Origin of the sequence: Pseudomonas paraeruginosa PA7 (genome assembly GCF_000017205.1) — a bacterium.
Classification (GTDB): domain Bacteria; phylum Pseudomonadota; class Gammaproteobacteria; order Pseudomonadales; family Pseudomonadaceae; genus Pseudomonas; species Pseudomonas paraeruginosa.
This window is the reverse complement of record NC_009656.1, coordinates 174,463-191,344: the sequence shown is the minus strand read 5'-3', so window position 1 is coordinate 191,344 and position 16,882 is coordinate 174,463. Positions and strand designations below refer to the sequence as shown.

At 67.9% G+C, this 16,882-nt stretch carries 14 protein-coding genes; 4 read left to right on the top strand and 10 right to left on the bottom strand.

The genetic code is table 11. The features are described from left to right. The 5 genes from PSPA7_RS00835 to vgrG1b are packed head-to-tail and all read right to left on the bottom strand — an operon-like array spanning position 1 to position 6,030. Positions 1-1,164, bottom strand: a complete 1,164-nt coding sequence (locus PSPA7_RS00835) for a PAAR-like domain-containing protein (RefSeq protein ID WP_011979148.1) — start codon at positions 1,162-1,164, stop codon at positions 1-3. Further along, positions 1,164-2,201, bottom strand: a complete 1,038-nt coding sequence (locus PSPA7_RS00830; RefSeq protein ID WP_011979147.1) for a 3-oxoacyl-ACP synthase — start codon at positions 2,199-2,201, stop codon at positions 1,164-1,166. Before PSPA7_RS00830 ends, PSPA7_RS00835 begins: the two co-directional genes overlap by 1 nt. After that, positions 2,198-3,310, bottom strand: coding sequence for a DUF2169 family type VI secretion system accessory protein (locus PSPA7_RS00825; protein WP_011979146.1), 1,113 nt, complete (start codon positions 3,308-3,310; stop codon positions 2,198-2,200). The genes PSPA7_RS00830 and PSPA7_RS00825 overlap by 4 nt, the downstream gene beginning before the upstream one ends. A 16-nt stretch (positions 3,311-3,326) precedes the next feature. Next, the gene (locus tag PSPA7_RS00820) at positions 3,327-3,776 is read right to left on the bottom strand and encodes a DUF6484 domain-containing protein (protein ID WP_003155766.1); all 450 of its coding nucleotides are present in this window, start codon (positions 3,774-3,776) and stop codon (positions 3,327-3,329) included. Between the two features lie 28 nt (positions 3,777-3,804). Then, a complete protein-coding gene (gene vgrG1b, locus PSPA7_RS00815) occupies positions 3,805-6,030 on the bottom strand; it encodes a type VI secretion system spike protein VgrG1b (protein WP_011979145.1) in 2,226 nt (741 codons plus the stop codon). A gap of 252 nt (positions 6,031-6,282) precedes the next feature. Between vgrG1b and eagT6 the strand changes: the two genes are divergently transcribed. From eagT6 to PSPA7_RS32325, 4 genes are read left to right on the top strand one after another with little or no spacing between them, the layout of a single operon-like run. Then, positions 6,283-6,717: a type VI secretion system effector EagT6 gene (eagT6, locus tag PSPA7_RS00810; RefSeq protein WP_011979144.1), complete on the top strand. Its 435-nt coding sequence runs from the start codon at positions 6,283-6,285 to the stop codon at positions 6,715-6,717. A 15-nt stretch (positions 6,718-6,732) separates the two neighbouring features. Continuing rightward, the gene (locus PSPA7_RS00805; RefSeq protein WP_011979143.1) at positions 6,733-8,037 is read left to right on the top strand and encodes a PAAR domain-containing protein; all 1,305 of its coding nucleotides are present in this window, start codon (positions 6,733-6,735) and stop codon (positions 8,035-8,037) included. Beyond that, a complete protein-coding gene (locus PSPA7_RS00800; RefSeq protein ID WP_011979142.1) occupies positions 8,034-8,567 on the top strand; it encodes a hypothetical protein in 534 nt (177 codons plus the stop codon). Before PSPA7_RS00805 ends, PSPA7_RS00800 begins: the two co-directional genes overlap by 4 nt. A 10-nt stretch (positions 8,568-8,577) precedes the next feature. Continuing rightward, positions 8,578-8,703, top strand: coding sequence for an immunity protein Tsi6 family protein (locus PSPA7_RS32325; protein ID WP_011979141.1), 126 nt, complete (start codon positions 8,578-8,580; stop codon positions 8,701-8,703). 126 nt (positions 8,704-8,829) lie between these two features. On the opposite strand, the gene vgrG1a is transcribed toward PSPA7_RS32325, so the two are convergent. From vgrG1a to tssE, 5 genes are read right to left on the bottom strand one after another with little or no spacing between them, the layout of a single operon-like run. Further along, a complete protein-coding gene (gene vgrG1a / locus PSPA7_RS00790; protein ID WP_079262221.1) occupies positions 8,830-10,761 on the bottom strand; it encodes a type VI secretion system spike protein VgrG1a in 1,932 nt (643 codons plus the stop codon). 43 nt (positions 10,762-10,804) lie between these two features. Continuing rightward, complete coding sequence (gene tssH / locus PSPA7_RS00785) at positions 10,805-13,513, bottom strand: type VI secretion system ATPase TssH (protein WP_011979138.1); 2,709 nt, start codon at positions 13,511-13,513, stop codon at positions 10,805-10,807. Then, positions 13,506-14,552: a type VI secretion system baseplate subunit TssG gene (gene tssG / locus PSPA7_RS00780; RefSeq protein ID WP_011979137.1), complete on the bottom strand. Its 1,047-nt coding sequence runs from the start codon at positions 14,550-14,552 to the stop codon at positions 13,506-13,508. Before tssG ends, tssH begins: the two co-directional genes overlap by 8 nt. Continuing rightward, a complete protein-coding gene (tssF, locus tag PSPA7_RS00775; RefSeq protein WP_011979136.1) occupies positions 14,516-16,375 on the bottom strand; it encodes a type VI secretion system baseplate subunit TssF in 1,860 nt (619 codons plus the stop codon). The genes tssG and tssF overlap by 37 nt, the downstream gene beginning before the upstream one ends. After that, complete coding sequence (gene tssE, locus PSPA7_RS00770) at positions 16,372-16,881, bottom strand: type VI secretion system baseplate subunit TssE (RefSeq protein ID WP_003151421.1); 510 nt, start codon at positions 16,879-16,881, stop codon at positions 16,372-16,374. The genes tssF and tssE overlap by 4 nt, the downstream gene beginning before the upstream one ends. Position 16,882 lies beyond the last annotated feature (1 nt).

Sequence of the window (16,882 nt, the reverse complement as noted above, 5' to 3'; positions counted from 1 at the left end):
TTATCTGAGAGTTACTTGTTCGAACATCTCGGCACGGGCAGCGGCCCTCTCACCGACATCACTGGTCATTGAGGCATTCGCCTTGATGGGCTTTTCCGTCCCGTCATCCTTTGCGGTGTCGTGATACTTGTTCAGTTGCGCCTCCAAGCACTCCTGCGAGCAGTTGGAGTCCGGAAAAGTCTTTCGCGCCGCTTTTGCCCCTACCTGGGTGGCTCGCCCTCTCGGCCATTCTCCCTTGTCATCTTGCTCATGCAGTGCAACCACGCCTCTCCGCGTATGCAATTGTCCATGCGTCGCCGTCGTCTGGTTCGGCCCCTCGGCGCAGATACAAGGCGCCTTGTTGGTCTGGTACTTGCTCCAGCCGGTTATTTTCTTCCCTTTGCGCGGGCCGAACGAGGCAGCGTCAACCAAGTGGTCGCCGGTCTGCCCAGGGCAGCAGCGGTTCGGCCTGTAAGGGGCCAGGAAACAGCGCAAGGCCTTCTGGCAGGGGTCGTTATTGATCTTTTCGGCCAAGGCGGAAAATTCGCGTTGCACCTCCTGATGCCGACTCTGGTAATCGGCATTGTCCTTGAACTTGTCACCGGCTTTTTTCTTGGCGGCGGCACGAGCAGCGGATGCCTTTTTCAAGGCGGAGATATCCGGGCAGACCACCTTCTTGCTGGTGTCTCCACAAGCATCCTTGGCACGCGTCCTCTCATCGTCGCACTGACTCAGGCCCTTGGCGTAGGCCATGCGGTCGGCATAGGTCCAGGTCATGGTATTTCCCGGTTGGGAACCGTGATTGTGAGTCGTCAGATCCATGTGCCGGACAACGTTCTTGCTCTCGAACTTCACGTTCATCGACCAGGAGGTGAAGTACACCTTGCCCTTGATCTTGCTGGTAATGACCCCCTTCTTCGGCGCCCGCCCGGCTTCATCGCCATAGCTGGTCTTGAAGTAGCTCTTGTTCTTCAGCATCACTTCCTTGCGGGTGATCCGAACGGTCCGGGTTCCCTTGGTCGTGTCCTTTGCCAAACCCGTATTGGGATAGGGGATCGGCACCCCCATCGGCGTCGGCGGCGCCTGCGGCGGGGTGAAGCAGACGTCCGGGAAGGCCGCGATGGACTTGCCGCTCGCCGCCTTGCAGGAGATCTCCATGTCGTTGGCGTACACCTCGTTGGCCATCAGGCAGCCCTCACCCGTCGATAGCTGAGCAGCGCGGCGGCGCGTTCGCCGGCGTCGTTGCCCAGGTGGCAGAACACGTTCGGCCCGTCGCCGTAGCCCTTGCGCGAGGCGGCCAGGGCCACGGCGAGCAACGCCGGGCCGATGGCGGCGCCGCATTCGCCGATGCAGTCGGCGGGGTGCCAGAGGTCGAACTTCGGCTTGAGCACGCGCAGGTTGCGGCTCAGGGTCAGCGAGGCTTCCTTGAAGTAGTACTGCTCGCCGGAAATATCGGTGAGCCGGTAGTCCATCTGCTCCAGGCCGCAGCCAGCCTCGGCGAGGGCGGCGCGCACAGCCTGGGTCAGGCCGTCGGCGCGTAGCGGCAGGTCCTCGCTCTCCACCGTGGCCTTCTCGAGGCCGAAGCCGAGGCCGATGCAGAGCAGCTGCGGCGCCTCCTCGTGGAGCGGCGCGGCGACCAGCACGGCGGCAGCGCCTTCGCCGGGAATGAAGCCGTTGGAGTTCTGGCTGCTCAGCAGCCGCTCGCGCGCTTCGTAGGCCGCCAGGGTCGGCCCGTTGAGGAAGGAGTCGACGCCGGCCAGCAGGACCTGCCGACAACCGCCCTGGACCAGCTTGCGCGCGTTGAGCAGGGCCACCGCACCACCGACCCGGCCACGGGCGATAAGCGCCGAGGAGGGGTGGAAGCGTCGTCCCAGCTCGTTTTCCAGGTCGCGCAGGAAGGACTCGTCGAGCCCCGCGCAGCGTCCGGGACGATCGCCCTCGGCTACGCAGAGCAGCAGCGGCAGCTCCGCGCAATCGAGACCGGGCTGGCCGCGCAAGGCCTCGTCGATGGCTCGCGCGGCCATCTTCAGCAGCTTGGCGCGGCCGCGCCAGGGCTGCTCCAGCGGCACGCTGGCGGCAAGCAGCCACTCGCCGCCCTGATCGATGAAACGGGTCTCCTGGAAGTTGTCCAGGGCGCAGCGGATCGCCGCGCAACTGGCCGGCGCGCTGAGGCCGACCGCGCTGACCATGCCGGAAGCGACGATGCTCAGGGGCTGGCTCATGCCTCGTCCTCCTCGGCCTGGCGGCTGCGTACCAGCGCGGCGAGCGAGGGATGGTAGTCCTTGCCCAGCTCGCGGGCACGCCACCAGGCGCTCGACATGGTGCCTACCAGCACCTGGGCGATCTCGAACAGGTTGCGCCTCAACGGCCGGCGGATGCGCCAGGTGATTTCCACGCGACGGGCGTCGCAGTCCACCAGCAGGGTATCGATCCGCGCCTGCGCGGTCTCGTGGCCACCCTTCTTCAGGAAGAAGGTCACCGGCACCTCCCTGCGCGGCACGCGGAAGGCCGCGCGTTCCTCGCCGGTGAGGTTGAGCAGCAGGACTTCCTCGCCGCCGCGCAAGTAGTCGGTCCACTGGTCGGACGGCGCGGACTGGAAGTAACGCTCGTCGAAGTCGGCGGGCAGGAACGGGAACTGTTCGGCCAGCCAGGTCTCGTCGTAGCGGCCGGCGAAGCCGACCCGGGCCTGCCAGTGGCGACCCAGCGGGCCGAGCGCCATCGGCGTGAAGCGGCCGTGGGGACTGTCCACCGGCTCGCCGGGCTTTTCCGTGGCCGGCATCGGCGTGCCGACGATCTCGGCGGTGTCGGCGCTGCGCGGGAACCAGCCGCGTCCGGCCGGATTGGCCATGTAGCAATCCATGAAACCGGGGTTGTCCGGCGAGGCGTGGCTGCCGCCGAAGGCGCTGGCATAGGAAATGTCCTGGCGCTGGAACGGCTGCGCGACGCCCGCACCGGCACCGAGCAATCCCGGCTCCCACTGGCGCGGCCCATGCACCGTCAACGCCTTGCCGACCCGGCCGACGCGGATGCCCGCGGTCAACTGCTGTACCGGCCGCCCGCCGGGCGCCTGGGCGCTACCCAGCACCAGCACATCGCAGAACGGCTTGAAGGGGACGAAGTCGCACTCCCGGCGCGGCGCGGAAAGCCCCGGCTCGCCGAAGAACTCGTCCATCATCAGCAGCGCCTGCTGCTCATCCAGCAGGCGCGCCTCGCGGCCGTCCAGCGGCAGGTCGAAGCTGCCCTTGGCGATCACCACCAGCGACTCCCGGCCTGCGGCGTCGAGCCCCTGGTTGTAGGCGGCGGCGAGCGGGGTGGCATTCAACAGTTCCATGTCGGGCCCGCCGCGTTCAGTTGATCTGCACCGAGCCGCCCTTGATCCGGTTGACCCCGGTGGAGCGGCTGGAAAGGTAGGCGCCACGGATGATCACCTTGCCGGCACGGGTCAGGGTGATGCTGGCCTTGCCGCAGCGCAGGACGATCTCGCGCTCGGCGCTGAACTCCAGGCGTTCGCCGTCCAGCTGCGCGGACGCTTCCTGCGGCAGGCGCTGGATACGCCCGATCAGCAGGGGCTGGCGCGGGTCGCCGGCGACGAACATCAACGCTACCTGGGCGCCGATGTCGGCGCGACCGAGCTGGGTGGTGGTGGCCGCCGCCAGGCCGTGCTCGTTCGGACAGCCGGGATAGGCGACCACCGGCGCGGCGGCGTCCGGCACGTCGAGGAGGATGCCGATGACCACGCCGTCGAGGCGGGCGGGGAGGGCCGACGCGGGCCCCGGTAGATGGATCTCGACACTCATGCGCTGCACTCCCTGGCTCTGCGCCGCTTCAGTTCTGGAGAATCTTGCGACCCTTCATCACCACGTTCTTGTCGGCCTTGATGTTGATCGCCCCGGAACCGTCGATGGTGATGTTCTTGCCGCTGATGACGATGCTGCCGTCCTTCTTCATGCGGATGCTGGCAGCGCCGGTGACCAGAGTGATCGAGTCGCCGGCATTGAGCGTGAAGCTCTTGCCCACGTCCAGGCTATCGTCCTTGCCCACCGAGGTATCGCGGCCCTGGCCGACGCTGCGCGACTCGTTCTTGCCGATGCTCGTGCTCTGGTTGCCGCCGATATCGATGCTCTCGTTGGCGCCCACCGATTCGCTACGGTCGGCGCCGATGCTGATCGTCTCGTTGTTGCCCACCGACTCGCTGCGGTTGGCGCCGATGCTGATGGTCTCGTCGTTGCCGACATCCTCGGTGCGATTGGCGCCGATGCTGATCTTCTCGTTGCTGCCGACCTTCTCGGTGCGGTCGACGCCGATGCTGATGGTCTCGTTGCTGCCGACGTCCTCGGTGCGGTTCGCGCCGATGCTGATCTTCTCGTTGTTGCCGACCTTCTCGGTGCGATCGACGCCGATGGTGAGGGTCTCGTTGTTGTCCACGGTCTCGGTGCGATCGTGCTTCACGTGCACGGTTTCGTCGTGGTCGATGGTCTTGCTGCGATCGTGGCCGACCCAGTGGGTCTCGTCGTTCTCGACCTCGATGTCCTGGTTCTTCTCCGCGTGGATGAACAACTGCTCGGCGCCCTTCTTGTCCTCCATGCGGATCTCGTTGAAGTTGGCCGGCGTGCCGCCCTTGCTCGAGCGGCTCTTCATCCCGCTCTGGGTGGCGTTCGCCGGCAGCTCGTAGGGCACCGTCTGCTCGGCGTTGTAGACCCGCCCGGTGATGATCGGCCGGTCCGGGTCGCCTTCGAGGAAGCTGACGATTACCTCCTGGCCGATCCGCGGGATCTGGATCGAGCCCCAGTTCTTCCCGGCCCAGGCCTGGGACACGCGCATCCAGCAGGAGCTGTTCTCGTTCGACTGGTCGTGGCGGTCCCAGTGGAAGTGCACCTTGACCCGGCCGTACTGATCGGTCCAGATCTCCTCGCCCTTGGGCCCGACCACCACCGCGGTCTGCGGGCCGCGGACGATCGGCAACGGGGTGGTCGGCAAGGGGCGGTAGGCCTGGCCGCCATCGATGCAATCCAGCTCGCTCTCGAACTGTGCGCCGACCCCGCCGCCGCCGGTCTCGTAGAGTTCCTGGACCACCCGATACTCGGCGCCGACCACCAGGTACTCGCGATTCTGGTCCTCGCGCGGGTAGCCGCTGAGCTTGAACAGATGGCCGGAACCCAGGCCACGGGCGCGGCCGCGCAGGCGCACCCGCTCGTAACGCGCCTGCAACGCCTCGATGCGGGTCCGCGCATACTGCTCGCCGTCCTGGCTCTGCACGTACTCGCCGGGGTAGTCGTACAGCGGGTAGTCGGCCGCCGCATGCGAACGGGCGATGTTCGAGCGCACTTCCAGGCGCGCGCCGGGGCGCTGGAAGTCGTAGTCGTTGAGGCTCAGCGAGCCGGACTGCACCTCGCGCGCCATGTGCCAGTCGTAGAAGTGGTCGCGCTCGCGCTGCTCCAGGGTCGGCGGGTAGTAGGGCACGCTGGCGTAGCCCGGCGGGCTCCGGTGCGCGCCATAGGCGTCGGAGAGCACCAGGATGTGACGGCTCTGCTCGTGGCGGAACCAGTAGTAGATGCCCTCCTGCTCCATCAGCCGGCTGACGAAATCGAAGCTGGTCTCGCGGTACTGCACGCAGTATTCCCATTCGCGATAGGAGCGACTCAGGGCATCCTCGAAGTCGGAGAAGCCGAGGTCGCGGAACACCTGCTTGATGATGTCCGGGACCTTCTGGTTCTGGAAGATACGGCAGTCGGAGGTGCGCGTGAGCAGCCACAGCCAGGGCCGCAGGGTGACCTGGTAACTGGCGAACTGGCCATTGCCGGAACCCTGGCTGCAGGCGGCGACGATGCCGTGGAAGTGGCGCCGGCTGCCATCGTGCAGCTCCAGCGCCAGGCTGGCCGGCTTGCCCAGCAGGCCGTCGAGCTGCAGGTCGGGGTCTTCCGAGATCAGTTCCAGCTCGTAGGCGAACGGCCGGCCGAGTTCTTCGCGACCCTCCATTCGCTGCAGTTGCAGGACATCCGCACCGAGCGGACTGTCCACCCGGACCAGGCGGGTCTGTTGCGCAAGTGCCATGAAATCATCCTTGATCCACGTCCATCACTGGCGCCGTTCGGACGGCGTCACCCACGCAGCATAGGCGCTGATGGAGTGGGAAGGGAGATGCGTGGCACAGATTCCGACGAGTGCCCCGACCGGCGGCGAACAGGCACAGGGCCATCATCGAGCGGCGAAGCCGCACAGGAAAACCTTGATTCCCAGGCAACATTCCGTAAAGATTTTGTCCAGCAACGACGCACTCAGAATCCTAGGGAAGGGGTTAACACGGTGACGCTCTATCGCCTCCACGAAGCCGATCTCGAGATTCCCGATGCCTGGCAGGACCAGAGCATCAACATCTTCAAGCTCCCCGCCAGCGGCCCCGCCCGCGAAGCCAGCTTCGTCATCAGCCGCGACGCCAGCCAGGGCGACGCGCCCTTCGCCGACTACGTCGCGCGCCAGCTGGAGAACGCCGAGAAACAATTACCCGGCTTCAAGCTGCACAAGCGCTGGGACATCAACATCCACGGCCACGCCGCCGTGCTCCTCGACTACCAGTGGCAGCGCGAAGGCCGCGACCTGATGCTGCGCCAGGTGTTCATCGAGCGCCGCCCGGCGGTGCTGATCACCACCCTGACCACCACCCCCGGGGACCTGCCGCACCACGAGCCGGCCTGGAAGCAGGCGATGCAGACCCTGGTTCCGCGCCCCGCCGGCCACTGATTCGAGCGCCAACGCATGGATGCGCAAGCCGCCGCCCGCCTGGGCGACGAGATCGCCCACGGCTTCGGTGTCGCCGCGATGGTCGCCGGGGCCGTGGCCGGAGCCCTGATCGGCGCCGCCGTGGTCGCCGCCACTGCCGCCACCGGCGGCCTGGCCGCGGTGATCCTGGCCGGCTCGATCGCCGCCGGCGGGCTGTCGATGTTCCAGATCGTCAAGGGCCTGACCACTATCTTCGAGCTGCCCGAACCCACCACCGGGGTGCTCATACGCGGCAGCTTCAATGTCTACGTGAACAGCCGCAACGCGATGCGCGCCGGCGACGACGTCTCCGCCACCTGCAGCGGCCTGCCGCTGAACCATCCGCTGTGGCCGTTCCCGGTGATCATCGCCGAGGGCAGCGCCACCGTGTACATCAACGGCAAGCCCGCCGCGCGCTTGCAGAGCAAGATGGTCTGCGGCGCGCACATCAAGACCGGCAGCCAGGACACCTTCATCGGCGGCCCCACCGAGCGGGTGGCCTTCGTCCTCGACCTGGAGGAATGGCTGCACACCGGACTCGAGGCGCTGGGCCTGGCGGCCCTTGCCGGCGGCCTGCTGCTGGCGGCGATGGCCGGGGTCGCGGCGCTGGCCGGTTTCGTCGCCATCGGCGGGCTGATGATGGGCGGCATGGCCCTGCTCGGCGACCTTGGCGATCGCCTCGGTCCCGGTTACCGCGATCTGTTCCAGGGCGTGGCGGGGATGGCATTGCTGGGCTTCGGGCCGAAGATGGCCCGGCTCGGCCGGGCCTCGGCGGCCGGCGAGGTACGCACGCCCGCCTACAAGCGCGGCAGGACCGAAGCGGATATCCTGGGCCTGGCCAAGGGCAAGCGGCCGCCTCCCAGCGAGTACCTGAAGAAGTCCTATATCGACAAGCACCTGAAGGTGTTCAAGGAAGAGGGCGGCGCCTTCCTTTTCACCACCGACGACATCGCCAACCCGAACTACACCTCGTTCAACCCGAACAAGTTCGTCATGGCCAAGTCCGACCTGAACTCCGTGGTCGCCGAGTACAAGCGCACCGGCGACGTCTCCGTGCTGGAGTCGGCGCTGGGGTACGATCCAGGCTCGCTGGCCGGCAAGGAGATCTACATGCTGAACCTGGAGAACCCGAAGGTGCTGATGCCGACCGGCAACGAGGGCGGGGTCAACTCGCTGTGGCGGCCCGGCGGCCTCACCCACCCGGGCGGCATGCGCGAAGCGGTTCTGGACAATGTGGCGATCCCCCATGGAAACGATGTAAACGTACTGATGTCGACCCACGACATCGCGAGAATCCAATGAGCATGAACCCGGACAACGTTCTGACCCTGGCATTGGCCAACGACGAGCTGGATCGCTTCCTCGTCGGCGAACCTTTCTACTTCCTCGAGGCCCGCAGCGACAACGAGGAGCCGCAGAACGTCAGCCAGGCGTTCGACCAGTTGCTGATGCCGTACTGGCGCGCCACCCGCGATCCGGACTTGCCCTTCCGCTTCGTCGCCGCGCTGCTGAAGATCCTCGCCACCTATCCCGATCGCAACCGGGCGATCTACGTCGCCCAGAACTGGATCTGGTACTACCGCTTCTGCCTGTCGAAGAAACGCGCGAATCCGCAGGGCCCCTACGGTGATCTGTTCGAGGTCGACCTCGGCGCCGTCGCGGTCGCGCTGAAGCGGCAGCTCGAGGCGAACAAGGACGAGCTGATCCGCGACACCCGCTGGGCCGGCGCGGCCTGGAACAGCAGCAACGGCCTGTGGGGGCCTCTCCTGCGCACGTCCACGACGGTACGCGACAAGCTCGGCGGGCCGGATTTCGTTCCCGACAATCCATGAGGCGCCGACGATGGTGCCGCTCGGGCATCAACCGAACCGCGCCGCGCTGCACCGGATCGGGATCGGCGCGATCGCCGTGAAGGAATTCGACGAGACCGACGTCGAGCTCGCCGAAGCGCTCAAGGCTGCCCACTAGGTCGCCGTGCGCAGCGCACGCGGCCTGAAGATCGACCAGACCAGCGAGAAGCGAACGATGAATTTCCAGGCCCACCTGGCCAGCCGCGGGGAATACCAACGCGGCTTTCCCCTCCGCTGAGCCGTCTCAGGCCTTCGGCGGCGGCGGGAACATCGCCTGCACCTGGCCGTCGATGGTGCCCTGCACGCCCTTGCCGTTGGCGTCGACCTCGCTGGCGCCGCCGGAATTGAGGTCGAGGCGGCCGCCGGTGTCGATGTTGCCGTTGCCGCTGGCGTAGAGGTTGAAGGCGCTGCCGGAGATGTTGATGGTGCCGTCGGCGTTGAACTCCACCACGCTCTTGCCGCAGACCAGGCGGATCTGCGCGCCGGCCTCGATCAGGTAGGTGCCGCTGACGCTATCGCTCTTCGCCCCGCCCACCAGCAGGGTGTCGTTGAGCTTCACCGCGCGGGTGCGGTTGTGGCCGATGCGCGCCAGTTCGTCGTTGCCGACGCTCTTGTTGCGGTCGTGGCCGACGATCAGCGAGGCGTCGTTCTCCACCAGGTTGTCCTGGTTGCGTTCGGCATGGATGTACAACTGCTCGGCGCCCTTCTTGTCCTCCATGCGGATCTCGTTGAAGTTGGCCGGCGTGCCGCCCTTGCTCGAACGGCTCTTCATCCCGCTCTGGGTGGCGTTCGCCGGCAGCTCGTAGGGCACCGTCTGCTCGGCGTTGTAGACCCGCCCGGTGATGATCGGCCGGTCCGGGTCGCCTTCGAGGAAGCTGACGATCACTTCCTGGCCGATCCGCGGGATCTGCATCGAACCCCAGTTCTTCCCGGCCCAGGCCTGGGACACGCGGATCCAGCAGGAGCTGTTCTCGTTCGACTGGTCGTGGCGATCCCAGTGGAAGTGCACCTTGACCCGGCCGTACTGGTCGGTCCAGATCTCCTCGCCCTTGGGCCCGACCACCACCGCGGTCTGCGGACCGCGCACCACCGGCACCGGAGTCTGCGGCAAGAGACGGAACGACTGGCTGGCGTCGATGCAGTCCAGCTCGCTCTCGAACTGCGAGCCGGCGCCGCCGCTGCCGGTTTCGTAGAGCTCCTGGACCACCCGGTATTCGGCGCCGACCACCAGGTACTCGCGGTTCTGGTCTTCGCGCGGATAACCGCTCAGGCGGAACAGGTGCCCGGCGCCGAGGCCGCGCACCACGCCGCGCAGGCGCACGCGCTCGTGCTGCGCCTGGAGCGCCTCGATGCGGTTGCGCGCGTACTGCTCGCCGTCCTGGCTCTGCACGTACTCGCCGGGATAGTCGTACAGCGGGTAGTCGGCCGCCGCGTGCGGCCGGGCGATGTTCGAACGCACCTCCAGGCGCGCGCCGGGGCGCTGGAAGTCGTAGTCGTTGAGGGTCAGCGAACCAGGCTGGACCTCGCGTGCCATCTGCCAGTCGAAGAAGTGGTCGCGCTCGCGATGGCCGAGGGTCGGCGGGTAGTACGGCACGCTGGCGTAGCCACCCGGGCTGCGATGCGCGCCGTAGGCGTCGGAGAGCACCAGGATGTGGCGCTTCTGCTCATGGCGGAACCAGTAGTAGATGCCCTCCTGTTCCATCAGCCGGCTGACGAAGTCGAAGCTGCTCTCGCGGTACTGCACGCAGTATTCCCACTCGCGGTAGGGGCGCGTGAGGGCATCCTCGAAATCGGAAAAGCCGAGGTCGCGGAATACCTGCCTGATGATCTCCGGCACGCTCTGGTTCTGGAAGATCCGGCAGTCCGAGGTCCGCGTCAGCAGCCACGGCCAGGGCCGCAGGGTGGCCTGGTAGCCGGCGAACTGGCCGTGCCCGGCCACCTGGCTGCAGCGCGCGACGATGCCGTGGAAGAAGCGCCGGCCGCCGCCGGGCAGCTCCAGCGAGAGGCTCATCGGCTTGCCGAGCAACTGTTCCAGCGGCAGGTTGGGGTTCTCCGAGACCAGGTGCAGCTCGTAGGCGAACAGCCGCCCCAGTTCCTCGCGGCCCTCCATGCGCTGCAACAGCAGCACGTCCGCCCCCAGCGGGCAATCCACCTGGACCAGGCGGGTCAGTTGCATCAATCCCATCGACGCTCCTCTCTACTGCTGGTCTCGATGGCGCTCAGTCGGCCGTGGCGAAGTCGTAGTGGAACTGGTTGTCGCGGCTGCTGATGCGCACCCCGGCCAACGGCTTGCCTTCGAGCATGCGGGTGAGGAACTCGCGGCTCATGTCCGGCAGCAGCGTGTTGGTGAGGATAGCGTCGATCATCCGCCCGCCGCTCTCGGTCTCGGTGCAGCGCGAGACGATCAGGTCGACGACGCCCTCGTCGAACTCGAACGGCACCTTGTGGGTCGCCTCCACGCGCTTCTTGATCCGCCCCAGTTGCAGGCGCGAGATGGCCTTGAGCATGTCGTCGCTGAGCGGGTAGTAGGGGATGGTCACCAGGCGGCCGAGCAGCGCCGGCGGGAAGATTTTCAGCAGCGGCTCGCGCAGCGACTTGGCGATGGCTTCCGGCTCGGGCATCAGTTCCGGATCGGCGCAGAGGCTGGCGATCATCTCGGTGCCGGCGTTGGTGGTGAGCAGGATCAGGGTGTTCTTGAAGTCGATCAGCCGGCCTTCGCCGTCCTCCATCACGCCCTTGTCGAAGACCTGGAAGAAGATCTCGTGGACGTCCGGGTGGGCCTTCTCCACTTCGTCCAGCAGCACCACGCTGTAGGGCTTGCGGCGCACCGCCTCGGTCAGCACGCCGCCTTCGCCGTAGCCGATGTAGCCGGGCGGGGCGCCCTTGAGGGTGGAGACGGTGTGGGCTTCCTGGAACTCGCTCATGTTGATGGTGATGACGTTCTGCTCGCCGCCGTACATGGCCTCGGCCAGCGCCAGCGCGGTCTCGGTCTTGCCCACCCCGGAGGTGCCGGCGAGCATGAACACGCCGATCGGCTTGCTCGGGTTGTCGAGGCCGGCGCGGGAGGTCTGGATGCGCTTGGCGATCATCTCCAGCGCGTGGTCCTGGCCGATGATGCGTTTCTTCAGGTGGCTGTCGAGATTGAGCACGGTCTCGATCTCGTTGCGCGCCATGCGCCCGACCGGAATCCCGGTCCAGTCGGCGACCACCGAGGCCACTGCCTGGTAGTCCACGGTCGGCAGGATCAGCGGTTCCTCGCCCTGCAACGCGCTCAGTTGCGCCTGCAGTTCCGCCAGCCGCGCATGCAGCGCCTGGCGCTGCTCCTCGTCGAGACGCGCCTCGCCCTCGCCCAGCGGCGTGCCGCCGGCGTCCACCGCCTCGGCGGCGGCGCGCAGGCGGGCACGGGTCTCCAGCAGTTCGTCGACCAGGCGTTTTTCCTCGGCCCAGCGCCGCTCCAGGCCGGCCAGGCGCTCGCGCTCCTCGGCCAGCAGGGTCTCGGCGTTGCGCTGGCGTTCGCCGGTGGCGACGCCGATGGCGCTCTCGCGGCGGATGATCGCCAGTTCGGTTTCCAGCGCCTCGATGCGCCGGCGGCTGTCGTCGACCTCGGCCGGCACCGCGTGCAGGCTGATGGCGGTGCGCGCGCAGGCGGTATCCAGCAGGCTCACCGACTTGTCCGGCAGCTGGCGCGCCGGGATGTAGCGGTGCGACAGCCGGACCGCCGCCTCCAGCGCCTCGTCGAGGATCTGCACCTGGTGGTGCTGCTCCATGGTCGAGGCGACGCCGCGCATCATCAGGATCGCCTTGTGCTCGGACGGCTCGTCCACCTGCACCACCTGGAAGCGCCGGGTCAGCGCCGGGTCTTTCTCGATGTGCTTCTTGTACTCGGCCCAGGTGGTCGCCGCCACGGTGCGCAGGGTGCCGCGCGCCAGCGCCGGCTTGAGCAGGTTGGCGGCGTCGCCGGTGCCGGCCGCGCCACCGGCGCCGACCAGGGTGTGGGCTTCGTCGATGAACAGGATGATCGGCTTCTCGGAACTCTGCACGTCCTCGATCACCTGGCGCAGGCGCTGCTCGAACTCGCCCTTCATGCTCGCCCCGGCCTGCAGCAGGCCGACGTCGAGGGCGCGCAGTTCGACGTCCTTCAGCGCCGGCGGGACGTCGCCGGCGACGATGCGCAGGGCGAAGCCTTCCACCACCGCGGTCTTGCCGACGCCGGCCTCGCCGGTGAGGATCGGGTTGTTCTGCCGGCGGCGCATGAGGATGTCCACCAGTTGGCGGATCTCCTCGTCACGCCCGACGATGGGATCGAGCTTGCCGCTGCGGGCCTGCTCGGTGAGGTCCACGGTGAAGCGCTTGAGCGCCTCCTGCCTGCCCATCGCGCTCGGCGCCATGGCGCCGCTGGCCTCGCCCGGGGCGGCGCCGGCGTTGAAGCCGTCGCTGGCCGACAGGCCGTTCTCCGGCGAGGCGCCGACGTACTCGTCGAAGCGCTCGGTGAGCGCCTCGACCTTGAGCTTGGCGAATTCCGCCGACAGCCCGGTGAGGGCATGGCGCAGGCTCGGCGTCTTGAGGATGCCGATCACCAGGTAGCCGGTGCGCACCTGGCTCTCGCCGAACATCAGGCTGCCGTAGACCCAGCCGCGCTCCACCGCCTCCTCGACATGGGAGGACAGGTCGGTGATCGAGGTCGAGCCGCGCGGCAGGCGGTCGAGGGCCTCGGTCAGGTCCTTGGCCAGGCGCGCCGGGTCGATCCCGGACTGGCGGACGATCTGGTGCAGGTCCGAGTCCGGCAACTGGAGGATCTGGTGGAACCAGTGCACCAGCTCGACATAGGGATTGCCGCGCAGCTTGCAGAATACCGTGGCGGCCTCGATGGCCTTGTAGGCCAGGCTGTTCAGCTTGCCGAACAGCGCAACGCGACTGATCTCACTCATGTTCCTTCTCCTTGTGCTCATGCGGCCGCGCAGTGGCGTACTGGCGGGCCAGCAGTAGATCCCTGGCATCCTGGCCGGGATCGCCCAGCCAGGTGTTGAAACCGAGCCGCCCGCCGCCCTGCAGGCCCAGCGGGGGTATTTCCTGGCGTTGCAGGACCAGGTTGACGTCCCAGTCCAGCTCCTCGCCCAGGTATTCGGCGACCCAGGCGGCCAGCTCGACGAAGTGGTCGCCGTCGGGCAGGAAGCGCTGGTACTGATCGAGGTCCAGCGGCCCCAGGCGCAGGCGGAACTTGTGCTGGCGATCCCAGACGTGGGTGCCCAGGCAGACGTCCATGCCCAGGCTCGTCGAGTCGACGCCGAGGCGGCTGCGCTCGGGCAGCTCCAGCCACTGGCCGACGTACTCCTCGACCGCCACCGGGACCTCGAAATACTCCGCGAGGATCACCCGCAGGCCGTCCGGGTAGCGGGTCTGCGCGGCGAGGTGGCCGGTGTAGTAGTAGCGCGCGGTGTCCGCCAGCGGCTCGCGAGCGCGCAGGCTCGGCATGCCGCGCCCGGACAGCGCGGCGAGGCGTGCCGACCAGTAGTCGTCGTCGATCCGGTCGTGGCTGATCTCCGGTCGCGCCTCCGCCCAGGCCCGGTAGAACAGGGTCAGCAGGCGGTGGTGGAAGACGTCCATGAAGCGCTTGAAGGTCGCATCGTTGACGTTGCGCTGGCGTTCCCGGGCGTATTCGGTGAGGTGCAGCGGTAGCGGCCCGTTGGGCCCGGTGAGGCCGAAGAAGAACTGGTCCAGGCGCGGCACCGCGTCGGCGCCGGCCTGGCTCACCGAGGCCAGGGTCGAGGGCGCGAAGGTGCAGTCGGGCTTCTGCCCGAGGCGCAGCGGATCGTCCGCCAGCCGCACCGAATGCCCGAGGCGCGGCAGTTGCGGCGACTCGCACTCGATGCGCCGCAGCGCCTGGAAGAAGTCGTAGTCCCAGGGCGCCGCCGCCATCCCGGCGAGCAGGCTCAGAGGTTCGGACGGCTGCCCGGCTTCGCCTGCCATCTCATCACCTCGCCCCGTTCGCCGGTGCGCAGCACCGTCTCGGTAAAGCTGTTGATCGACACGTAGCGTGCCAGGAAGCGCTCGAACACCGCGCCGAGGAGGAACACCCCGGTACCGCGGAACGCGTTCTCGTCGAAGTCCAGGGTAATCTCCAGGCCGCGGCCGAAGACGATCGGCCCGGGCATCGGCAGGCGCCGCGTGCAGGGCTTGCTGCTGACCTCGCGCAGGCCCTCGATCTGCAACTGCAGCGCCGGATCGCCGCTGTCGCCGTAGAGCCGCAGCAGTTCGCGCAGAGCGGCGGCGCCCTGGCCGCGCTCGGCCAGCGACAGGTAGTTCAGCGACAGCTGGCTGATCAGCCGCCAGGCGCTGGCATCGTGGGCACGGCTGGCGCGCGGCCGGCTCGGTCCGGCGAGGCAGCGCACCTGCATGACCGGCGCGCTGTCCTCCAGGGTGAAGTCGCTCCTGTGCGCGCCGATCGGCATGAACAGCGGCAGGTCGCGGTTGGTGCACAGCGCGGCGATGCCGAGCTGGCGCAGGTCGTGGCGATAGGGCGCCTGGCTGGCGTCGACCAGGGCGACGAAGGTCTCGCTGCCGACATAGGTCGAACGTGGGCCCTTGCGCCGCTGCTTGCTGGACAGCACGCGCGGTTCGCGGCGCACGCTGAAGTAGGCCTGCTCGCGGCCGTAGCGCGCCGGATCGCGCACCGCGTAGAACGGCTGGAAGGGTTGCTCCGGACCGCTGCCGTGGCCGCTGACCTGCTGCAGCGAATGCACCTCGAAGTCCAGCGGCCGGGTGCGGTCGACGATCACATGGTGCTCGTTGACCCGGTCGGACAGGTGGATGCGGTCGCAGCGACGCGGGAACAGGTTGATCGCCGGGGTGCAGAACGGCACCAGTTGCTCGGCGTCCACCGTGCCCTCCAGGCGCGCGTCGTGCTTGCCGAACAGCACGATCAGCTCCAGTTCCTCGCCGGCGCAGCGACGCAGGGCGCGATTCAGCCCGGAGAACTCGACGAACAGGAAGCGCGCCGGCAGGGCGAAGTATTCCTGCAGCAGGCGGTAGCCCTGGAACGCCCGCGGCACCACCGGCAGCAGCGCGTCCTCGTCGTCGAAGCCGCGCGGCCGCAGGCTGCTCGCCGGCAGGCGCTCGACCCAGGCGTTGTCCGGGGCGCGGACGAACACCGCGCAGGCGTTGCCGAGCAACTGCTCGTAGAGACGATAGGGCTGTTCGTCGGCCCCGTGCAGGTAGAGCGGCAGGGCGTCCAGCGACAGGCTGTGGAACGGAATGCCGGCGCCGCTGCGCAGGCGGATGCGCAGGCCGGCCTTGGCCCGCGGCTCGCTGGCGGCGAGACGCCCGAGCACCGCGGCCGGGTTGCCGAAGTAGTCGGCCTGGACCACTTCCAGCGGCCACAGGGTCACCGGGTGCGCGGTGCGGTACTCGCAGGCGGTCTGGTCCTCGGGGCCGAGCTGGCCACGCAGGGAGGCCCCGCGCTCGACGCTGAAACCGCTGCTCAGGGCGCCTTCGTTGGGGTCCGGGCGCAACTGCACCACGGTCATCGAGGGGGTCGGCGCCAGGTAGTGCGGATAGGCGATTTCCAGCAGGTTGTGGGTGAAGGTCGGGTATTCCGCGTCGAGCTTCAGCTGGACCCGCGCGGTGAGATAGGCGAAGCCTTCCAGCAGGCGCTCGACATAGGGGTCGGCGCACTCGAAGCCGGACAGCGACAGGCGCCCGGCGATCTTCGGGAATTCCTCGGCGAACTCCGCGGCGCTTTCGCGGATGTGTTGCAGTTCCTGGTTGTAGTACTCGAGCAGGCGCGGGTTCATGCACGCCTCCGCTCGCCCTGGGCGACCCGCACGTGGCCGGTCTCCAGGTCCAGGTTGGTGGTCAGCAGCAGGCGCAGCGGCGCTGGCTCGGCCCAGAGATCGCCCTCGATCTCGAAGCTCAGGGCGTTGTGGTCCATCTCTCCGGGCAGCAGTTGCGCGCGCACTCGCAGCGAAGAACGGATGATGCGCGGCTCGAAGGTGGCGATGGTCTCGGTGAGCAACGCCTCGATGGCATGCACGTCGACGCTCGACGCGGTGTGCCCGGCCAGCGCCGGCAGCCCGTAGTTGAGCACCGAGTTGCCGGCCGGCATGCGCGCCGCCAGGTCGTGGTCGAACAGCGAGGTGGTGTTGAACAGCCACGCCAGGTCGCGCAGCACCGAGGCCTTCAGCTGGCTCAGGGTCAGCACGCGGCGCTCCGCGGCTTCCTTCAGGTTGCCCGGTTCGTCGTCGGTGAGGCGGTCGAGCAGCGACGGCTGCAGGCGCTCCTGGAGGGTCAGCTCGGCCATG